Raw genomic sequence first — 17,724 nt, 5'->3', positions numbered from 1 at the left:
AGCAACCTATTATGTTCAAGACGTTAAGTAACATATAACAAGAATGAACCTTACAAGACAGCTTATGTCTTATCTATTTGCTACTTACCTCGGTATTAAGGATTTTAATGAGACTTAAACATTTAGCCTTGGCATCTTTTGCTATTTTGTCTTTAAGCGCTTGTCAGGCTACTACTAAACCCGCTGCTATTATTAATGTGCCATTTACTGCGCCACTTGCATCAGACTTTAGAAATGAAATTGCCATTGCTCGTTTTTCAGAGCTATTAAATAGAGCAGACTTAAGTACAGAGCAACAAGCAAAGCTCTATTATGACCGTGGTGTGCTGTTTGATAGCTTAGGCATGACCACTTTATCGCGAATTGATTTTAACCGAGCTGTTAAACTGAAACCTGATTTGGCTGAAGTGTATAACTTTTTGGGGATTCAACATACCTTGATGCAGCAATACGAAAAAGCATACGAGTACTTTGATTCAGCCATAGAGTTAAATGAAGAACATGAATATGCGTATTTAAATCGTGGTATTGCTTTGTACTATGGTGATAGAGCCACGCTTGCAAAGGATGACTTTAAAACGTTTTTGGAGCGCTCTCCTAACGACCCTTATCGTGTACTGTGGCTTTATTTAGCGCAGGCCGCACAAGATAAAACTCAGGCACTCGCTTCGTTAAAAGCTAATGCGGCGGCCCTTGATGAAAACGAATGGGCATATCAGCTTATTGCCTTGTATGTAGGTGATATGAGTGAAAAAGCATTTTTTTCAGGGATAGCCGATGGGGTGAGTTCACAACAAGAATATGCTCAACGTTTATGTGAAGCTTATTTTTACTTAGCTAAACAGCACCAAGCCGCAGGTGAGCTTTCAATTGCAACAGATTACTTTAAGTTGGCGCTAGCAACGAACGTTCATGAATTTATAGAATATAAATATGCACGTTTAGAGCTTGAGTTGATGGCTAGTGAAAGCGCGGGCTAACTTTTTTAAATTAAGTATTTTATTACTGTGCGCTAGCTTAATTAGTGGCTCCAGTAATAAACAAAATAGTATTGGCTTTTGGCAAGTATTGCACGCCAAAGCCAATGTGATTGATAGTTATTGGCAATTCCCTGGTTACTTTGCATCGCATATTTTACAACTCCCCCCGACCTCATTAGCTACCTTAGCACGCAATAAAATAGCCCATGCACAATACGGATATGGGTTATCATTAATAGCCAATAATCAAACTGAAACCGCCAAGCTCTTTTGGCAAGCAAGCCTCGATGAGATAACAATTAAACAACAAAAACATCTCGCAGCTTCATTGCTTGCTCAACAGCGCTGGCAAGATTTAGCGTTATTAAAAGCTCACAATAAGTTACCTAAAGGGGATGCCTTTTATCATTTACAGTTACAACAGCATGCTCCCTTCGATGCATTAAACCACTCCTTTATGAATAAATTAGGGTTTTTGGTAGCGAGCGAGCAAATTGAGATACAAAAGCAATGCACATTTAATGTGCTAATGCTGAGCGATCACCGTGATGGTTTATATAGGCTCAACCACTTTGTGAAAAAATACGCACAACACCCAGAGCCTAGTAGTAATGCATTTTGTTTTTCAAAGCCTATATATGTTGGTAATGCAATTGCTTGTAACAGCACTAAAGCAACGCTTGCGCAGTGCGATTGGCAACAGTCATCACTTAAGCAACGGCTTCCTAAAGGATTCGATTTTGCGATTATGATGCCAAAGCAAGGTACTGCCAATGTACATCAGGGCTTAATGCATATTAACTCGCAGGCCAATTATGCGGTCTTTTTACATGAATTAATGCACTTTAATGGTTTTGAAGATGAATACGCTTTACCAGCAAAAAAACAAGCTTGGCTTTGTCAGCTTGAGGGGTTGGTTGCCCCTAACTTGTTTATTGCTCATAACACTGATGCGCCAAAAGGATGGCACAAAAGCAAAAGCTGTCAGCAAGGAGGTGTTGCTTATAAGCCAAGCGCACAGTGGTCTATTATGCAATATCAACAGGTTGGACTTTCAGATCAATATCGGGTTTTGTGGCAAACTCATATAGAGCAACATGCAGATTTATTCCCGCGCTTTTAATCATTAAATAGAGTACTTTTAGGTTGTTTAACCAATGATTATACGATCCTATTAAAACGGCTTAAAAGCTGAGCCGGTTTTATCTCAGTTCATTAATTTATAGACTTTTTTGCTTGATTGTTGCCCCGCTAGAAGCGCTTTCTATAGACAAAAACCATGTTTATCAGTATAACTGTACGTATTAATGTTGTTAAAAAACAGATATAAAACGTATACCCAAGTCACTTTGGTATTTAATAATAACAAGTAGCGAATTGATAAACTTTATGATTCAAAAAGGCCCTTCATTATGACTTTGCTCTGGATACCCCTGTTATCCTTATTAGGCAGTGTTATTTCTGCATGCACCGGCAAACTTTCTCGAAATCAGGCAACGAGCCTAACGGCTATTGCGCCTTTAGCCGCGCTTGCAATTACACTTTATCATGCGCCTGCGGTTCTCGCGGGAGAAACTATTCGTTTTAGCGCGCAGTGGATACCTGCTTTAGGGCTGGATATTTCCTTACGCTTAGATGGCTTGAGTTTACTGTTTTTATTTATGATTTTAGGAATAGGGCTGCTGGTTATTTTGTATGCCCGTTATTACCTAAGTCAAAACGATTCACTGCCAAAGCTATTTAGTTACTTAATGTTATTTATGACCGCCATGCTGGGCATTGTTATGTCAAACAATGTGATTCAGTTATGGGTGTTTTGGGAGCTAACCAGTATTAGCTCGTTCTTGTTGATTAGTTACTGGTGGCATAAATCAGAGGCGCGCAAGGGGGCGCGTATGGCACTGGCGGTAACCGGTGCGGGTGGGTTAGCATTACTGGGCGGCTTAATGCTGCTAGGTGATATTGTTGGAAGCTACGACCTAGACACTATTTTAGCTAGCAAAGCGATTATTCAATCACATGATTTATACGAATTAGCGCTGGTGCTAGTATTACTAGGCGCCTTTACCAAGTCTGCACAATTTCCGTTTCATTTTTGGTTACCCCATGCCATGGCAGCACCTACACCGGTTAGTGCCTATTTACACTCTGCCACTATGGTAAAAGCGGGTATCTTTTTACTTGCGCGTTTTTATCCAGCACTGGCGGGAACCGACACTTGGTTTTTATTAGTCGGTTTGACGGGTTTAACTACACTTTTATTTGGCGCTTACATCGCGCTATTCAAACATGATTTAAAAGGCTTATTAGCCTATTCAACAATTAGTCATTTAGGCCTAATTACTCTATTACTCGGCCTAGACACACAACTTGCAACCGTAGCCGCTATTTTTCATATTATTAACCACGCGACGTTTAAAGCGTCGTTATTTATGGCAACCGGCATTATTGATCATGAAACCGGGACTCGTGATATGCGCAAACTCAATGGCATGTGGCGCTACTTACCTTATACGGCAACCTTGGCGATGGTGGCCGCTGCCGCTATGGCGGGTGTACCGCTATTAAATGGTTTCTTATCTAAAGAAATGTTTTTTGCTGAAACACTGAATCAGCAAGTACTTGGCTCTATGTCGTGGTTAATTCCTGTGCTGGCAACCGTTGCAGGTGCGCTGTCGGTAGCATACTCATCTCGCTTTATTCATGACGTGTTCTTTAATGGTGAGCCGATAGACTTACCACGCACCCCTCATGAGGCGCCGCGTTATATGCGTGTGCCTATAGAGATCTTAGTGGTACTGTGTATTTTAGTGGGTATTTTTCCACACTTTGTCGTTGACGGTATTTTATCAGCCGCGTCGCTGGCTGTACTTGGTCAAGCTATGCCTGAGTACAAGCTAACTATTTGGCACGGTTTCAATTTACCTCTACTTATGAGTGGTATGGCGGTCATTGGTGGTTTATTTATTTACGTCAATCGTAAGTACTTATTTCAGTTCCAAGCGTCGTTACCTCCTTTTAACGCTAAAAAAATCTTCGAGCGTTTTTTAGTGGTTGTGGTTAATTGGTGTCAAAACAAAATCCAATCAACAGAAAATGGCTCATTACAACGCTATGTATTTATTATGTTAGGTGTTGTATTACTTGCCTCAGGTTGGCCATTATTTGAAATGAAACAGCTAGCGGGCAGTGTACCTAACACCCCAGTTGATATTCAAAATGCTATAGGTGCAGGGCTACTGATTATTGGTGCTATTGCTACCGTTATTTGGCATCGAATTCGGATGGTGTCGTTATTAATGCTGTCGATTGTGGGATTAATGGTGTCGGTAGCGTTTACACGTTTTTCAGCGCCTGACTTGGCCTTAACGCAACTTACAGTAGAAGTTGCGACCATCATATTATTAATGTTGGCACTGTTTTTCTTACCGCAAAGTACGCCAAGAGAGTCAAGCTCGTTGCGTATTTTACGTGATGTGGTTATTTCCTCTACGGTGGGGGTAATTATTGCTAGTATTTGTTATGCATTACTGACCCGTCCTCTTAATTCAATTTCTGAATTCTTTGTCGCTAATGCTAAAACAGGCGGTGGGGGTACTAACGTTGTTAACGTTATTTTAGTTGATTTTAGGGGCTTTGATACCTTAGGTGAAATCACCGTGTTAGGGATTGCAGCACTGGGTATATTTAAACTGTTATCAAGAATTCCGCTTTATATGCCAGCAAGCGACAGTGAAGGGCGCCCATGGTCTAAAGACCGTCATCCTATTTTATTGGCTTGTATTTCACAAAGCTTATTACCATTGGCGCTATTAGTATCCGCTTATATTTTCTTACGTGGTCATAACTTACCGGGCGGTGGATTTATTGCCGGCCTCGTGACCTCTATTGCCTTTATTTTACAATATATGGCCCATGGTACTGCGTGGATTAATGAACGTTTTGATGTTAACTATCGAAAAATTATTGCATCAGGTATCGCTATCGCCATGTTTACGGGTGTAGGAAGTTGGTTCTTCGATAAACCATTCTTAACTACCTGGTTTGATTACTTTGATATTCCGTTTGTTGGTAAAACAGAGCTTGCCAGCGCCATTGTATTTGACTTGGGCGTGTACTTAACCGTTGTTGGCGCGACGCTAATGATCCTTGCGAGCTTAGGTAATATGACAGCGAACGCAGAGAAAGAAGAGGTAAATATTTAATGGAACTGTTATACGCATCTTGCGTTGGCGTGCTAGTCACCTGTGGTGTGTTCTTATTATTAAGAGCGCGCACATTCCCAGTGGTACTGGGGCTGACAATGATTTCTTACGCGGTTAATTTGTTTTTATTCTCATCAGGGCGCTTAACTATCAATAAAGCGGTGGTACTTGGAACTGGCGCTGATTACGCCGATCCGCTGCCACAAGCCTTAGTATTAACAGCTATTGTAATAGGATTTGCCATGACTGCGTTTGTGGTTATTTTATCGATACGAGGGCGAGCAGATTTAGGGAATGATCATGTTGATGGCACCCTAACCAGAAGTAAACGCAAGGAGAGAAAATGATTCAGCATTTAGCATCTTTGCCTGTTTTAATGCCTATGCTAGCGGCAATCATTCTGCTACTGCCACCGTGTGGCAAAAGTTTATTTGCACGGCGATTAACTTCAAGCCTAATGGCTATTTTAACCTTTGTAATTACAGTATTACTGCTGGTTCAGGTTAAAGATAACGGGGTTATTGTTTATGCAATCGGTAACTGGTCAGCGCCGTTTGGTATTGTACTGGTAGCAGATATGCTCTCAACTTTACTGGTTACTTTAACCGCCTTTTTAGGTCTTGGTGTGGTTTTATATGGGTGTGCCGGCGATGACGAGCAAGGCAGCTTTTTCCATCCCTTGGTTCATTTTTTAATATTAGGGGTAAATGGTGCGTTTTTAACGGGCGATTTATTTAACGTCTTTGTCTTTTTTGAAGTGTTACTAATTGCTTCTTATGCGTTATTAATGCACGGCGGCGGTAAACCAAAAACACGTGCAGCACTGCATTACGTTATTTTAAACTTAGTTGGCTCAAGTGTATTTTTAATCGGCTTAGGTATTTTATATGGGGTATTGGGTACCCTAAACATTGCTGATATGGCTAATAAAGTACCGCAGTTAACCGGTGATGATGTTTATTTAGCTAAAGCGGGCGGGTTGCTATTGCTTGTGGTATTTGCCCTTAAAAGTGCACTATTACCACTGCATTTATGGCTCCCAAATGCCTATTCAAGTGCGACACCTGTGGTTGCTGCATTATTCGCGATTATGACCAAAGTCGGTGTTTACGCCACTTTACGCGTATATACAGTGGTATTTGGTGAGCAAGCCGGTGAACTTGAGCATATGGCGCAGTCTTGGCTATGGGCGTTGGCCATTGCTACTATAGTGATTGGGGCAATCGGAGTGTTGGCAGCACAAGATTTACGTAAGCTTACCGCAAACTTAGTACTGGTTTCTGTGGGTACTTTAGTAGCACTGGTTGCACTTCAAAATATAAACGCCACAGCTGCACTATTGTATTATTTGGTGCACTCAACGTTAGTGACTGCAGCACTATTTTTACTGGCTGATTTAATTGCAACTCAGCGAGGTAAAGCCGGCGACAGATTAGTTGGCGGACGCGCAGTTAAACAACCATTCTTGTTGGGAGCGTGTTTTATTATCGCTGGACTAACCGTCATAGGTATGCCGCCACTTTCAGGTTTTGTAGGTAAAATTTGGATTTTAAAAACCACCTTAAACAGTGAGCAAGCACTGGTATTTTGGCCTGTTTACTTAATTATGAGCTTAGCGTTAATTGTTGCTATATCACGTGCAGGCACGAGTTTGTTTTGGGAGCATAAAGACAAAGGCGGTGAGGCTGCTGATGTTGCTAATGCACATCCGTTGCAAGTTATCGTACTTGTTGGCCTGCTCACAAGCTCAGTGCTGTTGGTTGTTTTTGGTGATTTGGCAACGCAATATGCACTTGAAACAGCAAAACAACTTCACGATATTAGTGGTGGTATTAATGCGGTACTCAAGGGAGGTCTGTAATGCGCTTAGAAGCTCGTTTTCGTTGGTTACCCACACCGTTTCGTAGTCTATTTTTATTTATAGTATGGCTATTATTAAATAACAGTGCGTCTGTAGGGCATATTATATTGGGTGCATTGTTAGCACTGCTTATTCCTTTATTCAGTATGTCATTTAGAGATCCACAACCACTCATATTAAAGCCTGGCTTGGCGTTTAAGCAGTTACTTATTGTGCTTTACGATATTATTGTGGCTAATTTACAAGTGGCCTTATTAATACTGGGCCCTTCAAAAAATTTACGTCCAGGTTTTGTTAAAGTGCCTATCGATTTAATGCATGAAATGCCAATTACTATTTTAGCTAGTTGTGTGTCTTTAACGCCGGGTACAGTAAGTGCTGAGGTTTATCCTCTCATTAAGTCACTTAATGAAGATGATGAACCAGCGCAGCGATATTTATTAATTCACGTGTTGGATTTAGATGATGAGCAAGTACTTATCAAACAAATTAAGGCACGCTACGAAGCTCCCCTAAAGGAGATATTTCAATGTTAGATACAGTATTACTGATTGTTTTTTCAATGGTTGGATTGTCATTACTACTAAATTTATGGCGACTTATTATTGGTCCATCAGTACCAGATCGTATTTTGGCGCTCGATACAATGTATATTAACGTTATTGCATTGATTATTTTATATAGCATCAGTATGGGAACAGGTTTATATTTTGAAGCTGCTTTGCTTATCGCAATGTTAGGCTTTATAAGTACAGTGGCAGTATGTAAGTATTTACTTCGTGGCGATATAATTGAGTAAGGTATTAAAATGATAAGTGAATGGATCGTATCAATATTGCTTTTGTTAGGTGGGCTCTTTATTTTAATTGGCTCTATTGGCTTAATTAAACTGCCGGACTTTTTTATGCGTTTACATGGGCCAACTAAAGCAACCACTTTAGGGATGGCAAGTATACTCACGGCTGCGATGGTATTTTTTGCCAATTCAGCTAGTGGCTTAAGCGTAAAAGAAATATTAATCACTATATTTTTATTAATCACGGCGCCCATTAGTGGTTATATGCTAATTAAAACCGCTATTCATCATAAGTTAAAAGCCAAAGATGGAACGAAAGGACTCGATAATATCGAAAAAGATTAACCCTAACAAACGACAAAAAGCCAAATAATGGTAGTTATCCGGCTTTTTTTTTTGGTTGTTCCCATTTACAACACTTATTGAACATGTGAGTATGGCGTAAATTCAAATACAAAAAGGATATTAATATGGGTAAGGTATTACTTTTATCACTACTTATTTTTTCAACTAGCCTATATGCAGCGCAAACTACTAAGCAACAAAAAATTGATGAGCTGGTAGAGGTGATGGATATGGACGCCATGGTTGACTCTATGTATTCTCAAGTTGAGGGCATGATGCAAAATATGTCGGTGCAAATGGGGGTAAAGCCAAATGAAAAGCCAATATTTGACAAATATTATGCTGATATGACTAAGGTGCTAAAAACCAAAATGAGCTGGCAAAAAATGCAGCCTATGATGGTTAACCTTTATGATAAGCAATTTAGTGAGCAAGAGATTAGCGATATGCTCGATTTTTATAAAACAGAGTCAGGGCAAGCTATTTTGAAAAAAATGCCACAGGTGATGCAACAGTCTATGCAAATGTCACAAGCATTAGTGCAAGACGCTATGCCAGAGATTCAAGCGATTGCTGGGCAGCTAGGTGAAGCACTTAAACAATCGCGTAGTGAAGCAAACTAAACTATAGTTAACCTAAGTCGTAGCAAAATAACGTCTACATTTTCTAGCAGTCACTATTTTGTGACTGCTGTATTCTTCCTCTTCTTTAAGCAAACGTAATCACTTATTTAATGTGCCGATAACGCATTCCCTGAGTTTTAAAATAGCGGTTGACCTGTGTGTTACACATAGGTTTATTATGTCACTATTAAAACCCGATGGAGTGAATTATGTATGTTAAACAGCTAGCTAAAATCATGGGAGTGACCCAAGATACAGTGCGGCACTACACGCGTATAAAGCTACTTAAACCCATTCGTAGCCAAAACAATGGCTATCAGGTGTATACCAAAGACGATCAACAACGTTTAAAGTTTATTATTAGTGCACGGCAACTCGGTTTTTCTATTAAAGATATTCAGCAAATAGTTGCTCAATCGGAGCAAGGGAATTGCCCATGCCCACTGACACGACAATTAATAACTAAACGGCTCGAAGAAACAGAGCGGCTATTTCAAGAAACACTCAAACTAAGAACGCGTATGCAAGCTGCGGTAAAACAGTGGGAAAACTCAAGCGATGGTGCTGTAAGTGCCGATATATGTAGTTTAATTGAGACCTTTGTAGATCCCCTTAACGAACAAGTTAGTTCCGAGGAAGCAAAATGAGCAACAATAAAGACACAGTGCAAAATTTTATAATTGAAGGTGCTAATTGCGGCAGCTGCGTCGCAAAAATAGAAAAAGCGCTAAAAAGCGTATCAGGTGCGCAGCGTGTTGAAATGAACTTTGCTGATCGCAGTGTGCAAGTTGAAGGCAATGCGTCATCAGCAGAGCTGATTGAAGCAGTCGAAAATATAGGCTACAAGGCTAAGCCAATGAATAGTGAGTCGGAGCAAGACGCGCTAGATGAAAAAGCCAAAGCCGATAACGCGCACTATAAAAAGCTAATGCGTAATATGGTATTGGCGCTAGGCGTTGGCGCTCCGCTTATGTTGTATGGGCTTATTTTTGATATGAGTGTTACCACCAATGCGCAGCGCATTGGCTGGTTTATTGTTGGTATAGTCACTTTAGTGGTTATGGCCATTGCGGGTAAACAGTTTTATAACGGCGCATGGCAGTCATTTAAAAACCACACCGCCAATATGGATACACTGATTGCGTTGGGCACAGGTACCGCGTGGTTGTATTCTATGGTGGTAGTCATTGCGCCAAGCGTGCTACCCGAGGTGGCCAGGCATGTTTATTTTGAAGCCTCAGCGATGATCATCGGTTTAATTAGCCTAGGCCTTGCCTTTGAAGTAAAAGCCCGCGGTCGCACATCTGAGGCGATAAAACGCTTAATCGGTTTGCAGCCAAAAACCGCTCGGGTAGTGCGTGATAACAAAGAGCAAGATATAGCTATTAGTGAGGTACTAAAAAACGAGACTGTGCGTGTACGCCCCGGTGAAAAAATCCCCGTGGATGGTGAAGTCATTGAAGGTAGCAGCTCAGTGGATGAGTCAATGCTCACGGGTGAGCCTATGCCAGTGAACAAAAGTGAGGGCGATACCGTTGTTGCAGGCAGTATTAATAAAAGTGGCACGTTGCTATTTAAAGCCACTCATATTGGCAGTGAAACCACACTTGCCAGTATTATTAATATGGTTAAACGAGCACAAAATTCTAAACCCTCCATAGGGCGTTTAGCCGATGTAATATCCGGCGTATTTGTTCCTACGGTAATGATTATTGCAGTGCTCGCGGGCCTTGCATGGCTTAATTTTGGCCCCGAGCCGAGCATTGCTTATGCGGTAGTGGCCGTGACCACGGTGCTTATCATTGCCTGTCCGTGTGCGCTGGGTTTAGCAACCCCTATGTCAATTATGGTTGGGATAGGTAAAGCCGCTGAATCGGGAATACTTATTCGTAATGGAGAAGCGCTGCAAACTACCTCTAAAATTACCACCATGATTTTAGATAAAACCGGCACGATCACAGAAGGAAAACCCACCGTTACCGATATCATTAATTTTAATGACAGCGATAAAGTACAGGTGCTAAAGCTTGCCGCTAGTCTTGAAAGCGGCTCTGAACATCCTTTAGCGCAAGCCATTGTAAGTTATGCTGAAAATGAAGATATCACGATTGAAAAAGTCAGCGATTTTAACGCTGTGACGGGGCAAGGTGTTACAGGCAGATTAAATGGGCAAACTTTATTGTTTGGCAATGAAGCGCTTATGAGCCAACACAATATCAGTATTGCAGAGGCAAAGGAGCAAGCTGAGCAATTAGCCAGCGCCGCTAAAACGCCAATGTATTTTGCAATTGATACCCAACTACAAGCCATTATAGCGGTGGCAGATCCGATAAAAGACGATTCAGCAGAGGCCATTAAACGTCTACAAAAAAAAGGTATCCATGTTGTTATGCTGACCGGTGATAACCAAGCTACCGCCAGAGCCGTCGCTAACAAAGTAGGTATTAAGGACTTTATTGCCCAAGTAATGCCTGATGACAAAGCCAGTGAAGTAACTAAGCGCCAAGCTAAAGGTGAAATAGTCGGTATGACGGGTGATGGTATAAACGATGCGCCGGCACTGGCACAGGCCGATGTTGGGTTTGCTATTGGCACTGGCACCGATGTGGCGATTGAGAGCGCTGATATCACCTTAATGCGTGGTTCATTACAGAGTCTTGGCGATGCCATTGCGGTTAGTAGCGCCACTATAGTCAATATTAAGCAAAATTTATTTGGTGCATTTATTTACAATGTGGCAGGTATTCCAATTGCTGCCGGGCTGTTATATCCATTCTTTGGTATATTACTCAACCCAATTGTTGCAGGTGCTGCTATGGCACTGTCATCACTAACTGTGGTCACAAACGCCAATCGCCTGCGCTTTTTTAAACCCAGTAAATCGTAATTTTATAAATAGGAGTAGCATTATGTTGATGTTCAATATACTCGGCGCATTGTTAATTGCGGTTATTATTTACTGGTTTTGGCTATATAAACCTAAGCAAGTGCAGAGTAATAACAACAAAATAACGATAGTGGTTAATAACGGCGTTTATTATCCTGCCCATATTAAAGTGGCTGCTGATAAAAAAGTAACGCTGACGTTTAATCGACAAGACAGCGCTCCATGCGCCGAAACGGTGGTGTTTCCTTCACTCGATATCAGTAAAACGCTCGCTATGGGTGAGAATAACACTGTTGAGCTGCCGGCACTTAAAGTGGGTGAATATGCTTTTCATTGCCAAATGCAAATGTATAAAGGCACGTTATTAGTGTCTTGAATATTAGGGTCTGTTGACCTTTGCGGATTACAATTTGTTCAAACTAGGAGCGGTTTAATCGCGGCGCGAGGTTTGTAACCTAGTGGACTAAGTAAGAACCGAGCAACAAAGAGTAAATCGCCCCTAGGCAGAACCCGAAGGGCAGCGCCTGTTTGGCATTGATGCTGCGTTATCGCCTATTTATGGGGAATAACCACACCACATAGGCTCTGCCTTGCCTAAATACCAAACAGACTGCTGCAAATTTAACCTTGAAAGGTCAACAGACCCTAGATTAATAAAACTAAAAATGGATCCGATGCGTTTGTTCAAGCAGAAAACTGAGAAGGCGTAGTATGAATAAATTAAACCCTAAAAAACTGTTTAATAGTAAATGGACAGCGATCCCAGCAATTAATAAGGAAAAACATTTTATTATTGTTGAGGTTGAGTTTGATGAAGACGGCAACGTCGTTGAATGTATCACTGAAGCGGTAATGTCAAAAAACCAATACCCAATCCAGTGGCGCGATTTAAAAGATCAACAAAAATGGCTGCAAGGTTGGAAATAAAGCAGGCTGTTTAAAACACATTGCTCACGCTCATAGCCCTTATGAGCATGAGCGACTAGTTTATTGTTTTTTAGAACAACACATTGCTAGCGACTCTCCTCTATTACAGCTTGTTTTCATCCCAATTCGCCATTTGGCAACAAAACGAGAGTTTTTAAATCGTTCTTCAAACGTTTTTATAAAAATAATCTAAATATTATTTTAGTTATTATATTTCAATGCGTTATGCGTATTATTTTATACCGTTAAAGTAAGTATGTCGGATGTGTTCAGAGTCGGTTTATTCTCATAACTGCTCTAAACATGATTTTTACGGTTTTTTCATTCCCATGTCTCTTTTTATTATAATTTAACTTATTGATTTTAAATGTTTATTTATTTCAGCCTCAGTGGTTGTTGCTAAAAAGCAACAAAATCATGGTTTATTTTTATTAAAATGCTTCAAAATCATTCTAACTGCATGTTTTTAAATAACTTTAAAAACATGGCATCGAAGTTGTAATACCTAAGCTGTATTTAGCAAAAACGTGATAAAGCACATCGCTTCATCGCACAACCTAATGAAGGAATTACATTATGAAAACACTTAAATCAACACTGGTATTAATGGCTTTAGCTTCTTCATCAGCGGCTTTTGCAGCAACCGATTTTGACACACTCGATGTGGATGGCAACGGCGCTATTAGCCAAGCTGAAGCATCAGTTGACGCCTCACTTATGAGCCAGTTTACTGAGCTTGATACTGACCAAAACGGTGAGTTATCTAAAGCAGAGTTTTCTAAGGCGTAACCAGCTTTAGTGCTCAATACTACTACTGATTCTGAGTTGCCCAAGACAACCTAAATAGGCAAGGGAGCCTATGACAAAGAATCGCAAGGATATGAGGTTGATAGTTTTGAGCCAATTATTTTTTATTTGACGAACATTGCACACTTTGAAGGATTATATTATGAAAAAGTTACAATCAACACTGGTATTAATGGCGCTTGCTTCTTCATCTGCCGTATTTGCAAGCACAGACTTTGAAACGCTTGATGTAGATGGCAGTGGCACCATCAGCCAAGCAGAGGCATCGGTTGCTGCTGAGCTTATGGAGCAGTTTGCAGAGCTAGATGTAGATGGTAATGGTGAACTTTCTAAAGACGAATTTTCAGCGTATTAGTTTCCCTTAAGGATCTTTGAAAAGGACTTCTTACCATTTTAATTAAGGCATTTAGCCTAAGGATTAATTATGAAAACATTTACTAAAACACTCGCTTTAATTGCACTTGCTTCATCTTCAGCGGTTTTTGCTGCGGTTGACTTTGATTCTTTCGATACTGATGGCGACGGCGTTATTAGCCAGTCTGAAGCACAAGCTAACTCACAACTAGCTCAATTATTTGATGATTTAGATGTTGATAGCAACGGTGAGCTTTCAAAAGAAGAGTTCGCAAAAATTCAGTAATTACATTACGGATGAAAGCGTTTATGTAATTTATAAACGAGACATAAAAAGCAGCTAAGTAGTAAATACTCAGCTGCTTTTTTGTGCGTGGCGAGAAATAGTGTGTGCAGTTGTCACTAAAATAGTGCAATGGCATCAATGAATTTAATTTAATCTATTGATTTTTAAGTTCTTTAATTTTTGGTTTTAAACTTGCTTAGCTGTTGATTAGGGTATTTAAGGAGCCTAACTATGGCGAGAATGAGTTATATAAGTAGTGTTGAGCGCTATAACGAATATGAGCAGCTAATACATAGCTTATTAGAATCAATTTTAATGAGTATAGATGACGGCATCGCTAATAATCGTGATATGCGCTATTTAACAAAGCATTATCCTTTTTTAGAATTACAATACTGTTTGGACGAGAAGGGCTCACAACAGGGCAATAACGTTTGTTTTAAACGTGCCTACAATAAAAAATTAGCACAGAGAGGTAATAATCAGGATTTAAGTGAGCGGCCTTATTTTTTAAATGTAAAAGCCTGTAATGCTATTTGTTTTACTGCGCCTTATATTTCTATTGCGACCAACCATTTATGTATATCTGCGATTAAAGAATTAAACAAACCTATCAATAATCAACATTATTCAGTTGTTGATGTAAGTTTAACGCAGCTTATTGAGTTTGTGATGGGTGATACCGCACGTGCGACTATGTCACCTTATTTTAAAGCAGGTTATGGGATTATTGTGGCGTGCTTATTTAGTTTGGTGCTTTTTTTACTCAACATCGTATTTATCGACATCTATGAATTAATAACTCACGTAAATAGTTCGTCCGATCCCCTAGAACCCTTTAGCATCATTATTTATATCACGTTAGCATTGGCTGTTTTTGATCTTGGCAAAACAATTCTTGAGGAAGAAATCCTCATGCATAAAGATATTTTTAGACACTCATCAACACGACGAACCATTACCCGGTTTATCTCTACCGTGTTAATTGCTATATCAATTGAAGCACTACTCACTATGTTTAAAGCCGCATTAGGGCAATCAGAGTATTTAATGCCAGCTATAGCGATGATGCTTGCAGTGGTGGGACTTTTAATTGCTTTAGCGATATATGTGTATTTAGGGGCAAAAGCTGAAACATTGCTTACACAGGCACGGGTAAAACTAAAATCCTCCGAGTAGGAGGATTTTAAGTAGTGATGTTTAATTGTATTTATTGTTTGTCAGCGGTGCGTTTAGCTTTAAAGTCAGACTCGCTTGTCCATTTTGGCCAATCACCGTTATTCGCCAGTTGTGAGGCTATATCAACAATCAGTTCTACATCTTGTTTTACCCCACCTAATGACCAATCAGCTGAGTAATCGTCAGCTTCTTTATGGTATTTATGAGTGATGTAGTCAGGATCGGTATCACCTAAGCTCATAAACAGTAAGCTTGGCACACCTTGTTTGGCGAGTGAAAAATGATCCGATCTAAAAAATAAGCCATTTTGCGCACGAGGATCCAGTTTAACTTGACGTCCTTGCGCGTTTGCGGCTTTAGCTAAATAGTGTTCCATAGTCGAGAGGTCTTTACCGTACTGTAAAATATAGTCGGTGCTATCGAGTACGTTCATCCCATCAATATTTAGTAGGGCAACCATATTCTTTGTTGGGATCACGTCACCAGAGGCAAACTGGGCTGAACCAATTAAACCGGTTTCTTCGGCGGTGAAGTTGGCAAAAATAATCGAGCGTTTAAACGGTGTTTGCTGATGCATTTTTTGCATTATACGAGCAATCTCAAGGGTGGCAGCGGTGCCTGATGCGTTATCAACGGCGCCATTATAAATTTTAGGACCGCTGTCGGTTTGTTTAGTGCCAAAGTGATCCCAATGGGCACTAATAACGATGTATTCATCTGGGCTTTCACTGCCTGTGATTTTTGCGACCACATTATGTGATTTTGCATGTGACACTTCGTTTTTAAATGCAAGGGTCGCTTTTAAATTCAACGCTTTAGCTTGAAATTGCTCACCGAGTGCTTGTTGTTTTAATTGTTGGTAGTTTAAGTGTGCTGATGCAAAAATTTGCTCGGTGGCATCGAGTGTTAGCCAGCCCATAACGGGCAATTCAGATGCATTGAGGTTGTTATCCATTAGACTGTATTTAGTGCCGGTATTTGAGCTTTCAACTACCCCCCAAGGGTATGCGGCAGGAGCTGTTTCGTGAACAATAAATACCGCTTTAGCGCCTTGGCGCGCGGCTTCTTCATATTTATAAGTCCAACGACCATAATAAGTCATGGCATTACCAGTAAATAACGTATCGTCTTGAGTGGCAAAGCCCGGATCGTTTACCAGCACAATAACGGTTTTACCGGTTACATCAATATTGGCGTAGTCGTTCCAGTTATATTCAGGGGCATTTATACCATAACCGACAAAGACCACATCAGAATTGCGAACATCAATAACAGGCTGTAATTGTTTAGTACGAGCAGTAAAGTCTTTACCCGCTTTAAAGCTTAAATCACCCATGGTCAATTGCATGTTTTGATCTGCGGTGATCATGGCCATTTTAACCGGATGTAAAAAATCACCGTTATAGGCACCAGTTAACCCTATGGCTTTGTATTGTTCACTCAAATAGCCAACGGTTTTTACTTCACCCAATGTTAATGGACCGCGGCCTTCAAAGTCATCAGAGGCAAGGGTTTTAATATGCTGTTTTATATTATTTAAACTAACGCCCGGACTGTTTTCGAGCGAGGAAGTGGGGGTTGCAGACTCTGAGCAACCCGTTAGTACAATAACTAAAAAAAATGTGATGGTTTTTATATAAGACATAATAAGTTAGGAAATAATATTTTTTTCGACTATAACCCCAAACAGTAACACAATGCGAATTTTTATCCCTTTTAAACCTATTTTTATTCAGCTTACCTCTTTGGCCCTTTACCCATTAACCGCCATTAAGTAAGTTAAAAATAATAACAAAAGGGATAAGTAATGAAGCAATTTACTCGTCGGGATTTTTAAAGGCAGTCAGTTTAGCTGCCGCTGCTGGTGTGGTTAGTAGCTGTGCATCTAGTGGCAGTGTTCATACTAGCGCGCCTATGCGCAACGTGAGTTTGCTGCCGAACATCCCCGTAACCAGCTCAATTATATTGCCGGTGACATGAACACGACGCTGATTAAAACTCTAAAAGGGCGCAGTATTATGGTGTAGCACGATACGATAACCCCTCGGCCGTACTCACGACATAACTTAATACAAGGCACGAATGGCGTGTTTGCAGGTTTCCCTAGTCGAATTGCCCTTGAAACTGGTGGCTCAAAAAATTTTCATGAGTGGGATTATGATATGAGCGCATGGTATGAGCAGTACGACCATCCCTTATGGACAAAAATGGGTGAAGAGGCGCAGCGCAATAGTGGCCACGGTGGCATGGACTTTTTAATGTTTTGGCGGATGATTTACTGCTTAAAAAATGGCGAACCGCTAGATCAAGACGTTTATGACGGGGCGGCATGGTCGGTTATTTCGCCGTTATCAGCCCAGTCTGTGAGTGAGCGTAGCCGCTCAATAGATATTCCCGATTTTACTCGCGGGGCATGGCAAACCGCACAGCCTTTGGGCATTGTAAGCTAAGCCAAATAAAAAAAGAGCGCATGC

The 17,724-nt window shown here is 40.6% G+C and carries 18 protein-coding genes and 1 pseudogene; 18 read left to right on the top strand and 1 reads right to left on the bottom strand.

Annotated elements, in window-relative coordinates:
- Positions 1-107: 107 nt before the first annotated feature.
- From nlpI to CWC30_RS15485, 17 genes are all read left to right on the top strand, one after another.
- A complete protein-coding gene (gene nlpI / locus CWC30_RS15565; protein ID WP_036983175.1) occupies positions 108-980 on the top strand; it encodes a lipoprotein NlpI in 873 nt (290 codons plus the stop codon).
- Positions 964-2,103, top strand: coding sequence for a hypothetical protein (locus tag CWC30_RS15560; RefSeq protein WP_138627552.1), 1,140 nt, complete (start codon positions 964-966; stop codon positions 2,101-2,103). Before nlpI ends, CWC30_RS15560 begins: the two co-directional genes overlap by 17 nt.
- A 289-nt stretch (positions 2,104-2,392) precedes the next feature.
- The gene (locus CWC30_RS15555) at positions 2,393-5,185 is read left to right on the top strand and encodes a monovalent cation/H+ antiporter subunit A (RefSeq protein WP_138627551.1); all 2,793 of its coding nucleotides are present in this window, start codon (positions 2,393-2,395) and stop codon (positions 5,183-5,185) included.
- Positions 5,185-5,532, top strand: a complete 348-nt coding sequence (locus tag CWC30_RS15550) for a Na+/H+ antiporter subunit C (protein ID WP_013464542.1) — start codon at positions 5,185-5,187, stop codon at positions 5,530-5,532. Before CWC30_RS15555 ends, CWC30_RS15550 begins: the two co-directional genes overlap by 1 nt.
- On the top strand, positions 5,529-7,046 hold the full coding sequence (locus CWC30_RS15545) for a monovalent cation/H+ antiporter subunit D (protein ID WP_138627550.1): 1,518 nt from the start codon (positions 5,529-5,531) through the stop codon (positions 7,044-7,046). The genes CWC30_RS15550 and CWC30_RS15545 overlap by 4 nt, the downstream gene beginning before the upstream one ends.
- Positions 7,046-7,582, top strand: a complete 537-nt coding sequence (locus CWC30_RS15540; RefSeq protein ID WP_138627549.1) for a Na+/H+ antiporter subunit E — start codon at positions 7,046-7,048, stop codon at positions 7,580-7,582. Before CWC30_RS15545 ends, CWC30_RS15540 begins: the two co-directional genes overlap by 1 nt.
- The gene (locus CWC30_RS15535; RefSeq protein WP_008114565.1) at positions 7,576-7,845 is read left to right on the top strand and encodes a K+/H+ antiporter subunit F; all 270 of its coding nucleotides are present in this window, start codon (positions 7,576-7,578) and stop codon (positions 7,843-7,845) included. The genes CWC30_RS15540 and CWC30_RS15535 overlap by 7 nt, the downstream gene beginning before the upstream one ends.
- A 9-nt stretch (positions 7,846-7,854) precedes the next feature.
- Positions 7,855-8,187 (top strand): Na+/H+ antiporter subunit G, encoded by a 333-nt coding sequence (locus tag CWC30_RS15530; protein ID WP_013464546.1) that lies wholly within the window; start codon positions 7,855-7,857, stop codon positions 8,185-8,187.
- Between the two features lie 125 nt (positions 8,188-8,312).
- Complete coding sequence (locus CWC30_RS15525; RefSeq protein WP_138561772.1) at positions 8,313-8,810, top strand: DUF2059 domain-containing protein; 498 nt, start codon at positions 8,313-8,315, stop codon at positions 8,808-8,810.
- A gap of 209 nt (positions 8,811-9,019) precedes the next feature.
- Complete coding sequence (locus CWC30_RS15520; RefSeq protein ID WP_016899460.1) at positions 9,020-9,457, top strand: MerR family transcriptional regulator; 438 nt, start codon at positions 9,020-9,022, stop codon at positions 9,455-9,457.
- Positions 9,454-11,697 carry a heavy metal translocating P-type ATPase gene (locus CWC30_RS15515; protein ID WP_138627548.1) on the top strand — a complete coding sequence of 748 codons (2,244 nt, stop codon included), beginning with the start codon at positions 9,454-9,456 and terminating at the stop codon, positions 11,695-11,697. Before CWC30_RS15520 ends, CWC30_RS15515 begins: the two co-directional genes overlap by 4 nt.
- A 22-nt stretch (positions 11,698-11,719) precedes the next feature.
- The gene (locus CWC30_RS15510) at positions 11,720-12,073 is read left to right on the top strand and encodes a cupredoxin domain-containing protein (RefSeq protein ID WP_069439995.1); all 354 of its coding nucleotides are present in this window, start codon (positions 11,720-11,722) and stop codon (positions 12,071-12,073) included.
- A 335-nt stretch (positions 12,074-12,408) separates the two neighbouring features.
- The gene (locus tag CWC30_RS15505) at positions 12,409-12,624 is read left to right on the top strand and encodes a TIGR02450 family Trp-rich protein (protein WP_036983160.1); all 216 of its coding nucleotides are present in this window, start codon (positions 12,409-12,411) and stop codon (positions 12,622-12,624) included.
- Between the two features lie 576 nt (positions 12,625-13,200).
- Complete coding sequence (locus tag CWC30_RS15500) at positions 13,201-13,413, top strand: EF-hand domain-containing protein (RefSeq protein WP_008467122.1); 213 nt, start codon at positions 13,201-13,203, stop codon at positions 13,411-13,413.
- Positions 13,414-13,573: 160 nt separating this feature from the next.
- On the top strand, positions 13,574-13,786 hold the full coding sequence (locus tag CWC30_RS15495; protein ID WP_008467121.1) for an EF-hand domain-containing protein: 213 nt from the start codon (positions 13,574-13,576) through the stop codon (positions 13,784-13,786).
- 69 nt (positions 13,787-13,855) lie between these two features.
- Positions 13,856-14,071 carry an EF-hand domain-containing protein gene (locus CWC30_RS15490; protein ID WP_138627547.1) on the top strand — a complete coding sequence of 72 codons (216 nt, stop codon included), beginning with the start codon at positions 13,856-13,858 and terminating at the stop codon, positions 14,069-14,071.
- 231 nt (positions 14,072-14,302) lie between these two features.
- The gene (locus tag CWC30_RS15485) at positions 14,303-15,250 is read left to right on the top strand and encodes a general glycosylation pathway protein (protein WP_138627546.1); all 948 of its coding nucleotides are present in this window, start codon (positions 14,303-14,305) and stop codon (positions 15,248-15,250) included.
- A gap of 31 nt (positions 15,251-15,281) precedes the next feature.
- Here the strand turns inward: CWC30_RS15485 and CWC30_RS15480 are convergent, their stop codons facing one another.
- Positions 15,282-16,895, bottom strand: coding sequence for a M28 family metallopeptidase (locus tag CWC30_RS15480; protein WP_138627545.1), 1,614 nt, complete (start codon positions 16,893-16,895; stop codon positions 15,282-15,284).
- 265 nt (positions 16,896-17,160) lie between these two features.
- Between CWC30_RS15480 and CWC30_RS15475 the strand changes: the two are divergent.
- A pseudogene (locus tag CWC30_RS15475) lies at positions 17,161-17,700 on the top strand (alpha-N-acetylgalactosaminidase); the annotation flags it as partial.
- Positions 17,701-17,724 lie beyond the last annotated feature (24 nt).

It is taken from the genome of Pseudoalteromonas sp. S4741, from assembly GCF_005886135.1.
Lineage (GTDB): Bacteria > Pseudomonadota > Gammaproteobacteria > Enterobacterales > Alteromonadaceae > Pseudoalteromonas > Pseudoalteromonas tetraodonis.
This window is presented reverse-complemented; position numbering and strand designations above follow the sequence as displayed.

Coding starts and splice junctions, on each gene's coding strand:
- CWC30_RS15490 (WP_138627547.1), top strand. CDS start 13,856: ATGAAAACATTTACTAAAACACTCGCTTTAATTGCACTTGCTTCATCT.
- CWC30_RS15530 (WP_013464546.1), top strand. CDS start 7,855: ATGATAAGTGAATGGATCGTATCAATATTGCTTTTGTTAGGTGGGCTC.
- CWC30_RS15515 (WP_138627548.1), top strand. CDS start 9,454: ATGAGCAACAATAAAGACACAGTGCAAAATTTTATAATTGAAGGTGCT.
- CWC30_RS15500 (WP_008467122.1), top strand. CDS start 13,201: ATGAAAACACTTAAATCAACACTGGTATTAATGGCTTTAGCTTCTTCA.
- nlpI (WP_036983175.1), top strand. CDS start 108: ATGAGACTTAAACATTTAGCCTTGGCATCTTTTGCTATTTTGTCTTTA.
- CWC30_RS15545 (WP_138627550.1), top strand. CDS start 5,529: ATGATTCAGCATTTAGCATCTTTGCCTGTTTTAATGCCTATGCTAGCG.
- CWC30_RS15535 (WP_008114565.1), top strand. CDS start 7,576: ATGTTAGATACAGTATTACTGATTGTTTTTTCAATGGTTGGATTGTCA.
- CWC30_RS15520 (WP_016899460.1), top strand. CDS start 9,020: ATGTATGTTAAACAGCTAGCTAAAATCATGGGAGTGACCCAAGATACA.
- CWC30_RS15555 (WP_138627551.1), top strand. CDS start 2,393: ATGACTTTGCTCTGGATACCCCTGTTATCCTTATTAGGCAGTGTTATT.
- CWC30_RS15505 (WP_036983160.1), top strand. CDS start 12,409: ATGAATAAATTAAACCCTAAAAAACTGTTTAATAGTAAATGGACAGCG.
- CWC30_RS15550 (WP_013464542.1), top strand. CDS start 5,185: ATGGAACTGTTATACGCATCTTGCGTTGGCGTGCTAGTCACCTGTGGT.
- CWC30_RS15495 (WP_008467121.1), top strand. CDS start 13,574: ATGAAAAAGTTACAATCAACACTGGTATTAATGGCGCTTGCTTCTTCA.
- CWC30_RS15525 (WP_138561772.1), top strand. CDS start 8,313: ATGGGTAAGGTATTACTTTTATCACTACTTATTTTTTCAACTAGCCTA.
- CWC30_RS15480 (WP_138627545.1), bottom strand. CDS start 16,895: ATGTCTTATATAAAAACCATCACATTTTTTTTAGTTATTGTACTAACG.
- CWC30_RS15485 (WP_138627546.1), top strand. CDS start 14,303: ATGGCGAGAATGAGTTATATAAGTAGTGTTGAGCGCTATAACGAATAT.
- CWC30_RS15510 (WP_069439995.1), top strand. CDS start 11,720: ATGTTGATGTTCAATATACTCGGCGCATTGTTAATTGCGGTTATTATT.
- CWC30_RS15540 (WP_138627549.1), top strand. CDS start 7,046: ATGCGCTTAGAAGCTCGTTTTCGTTGGTTACCCACACCGTTTCGTAGT.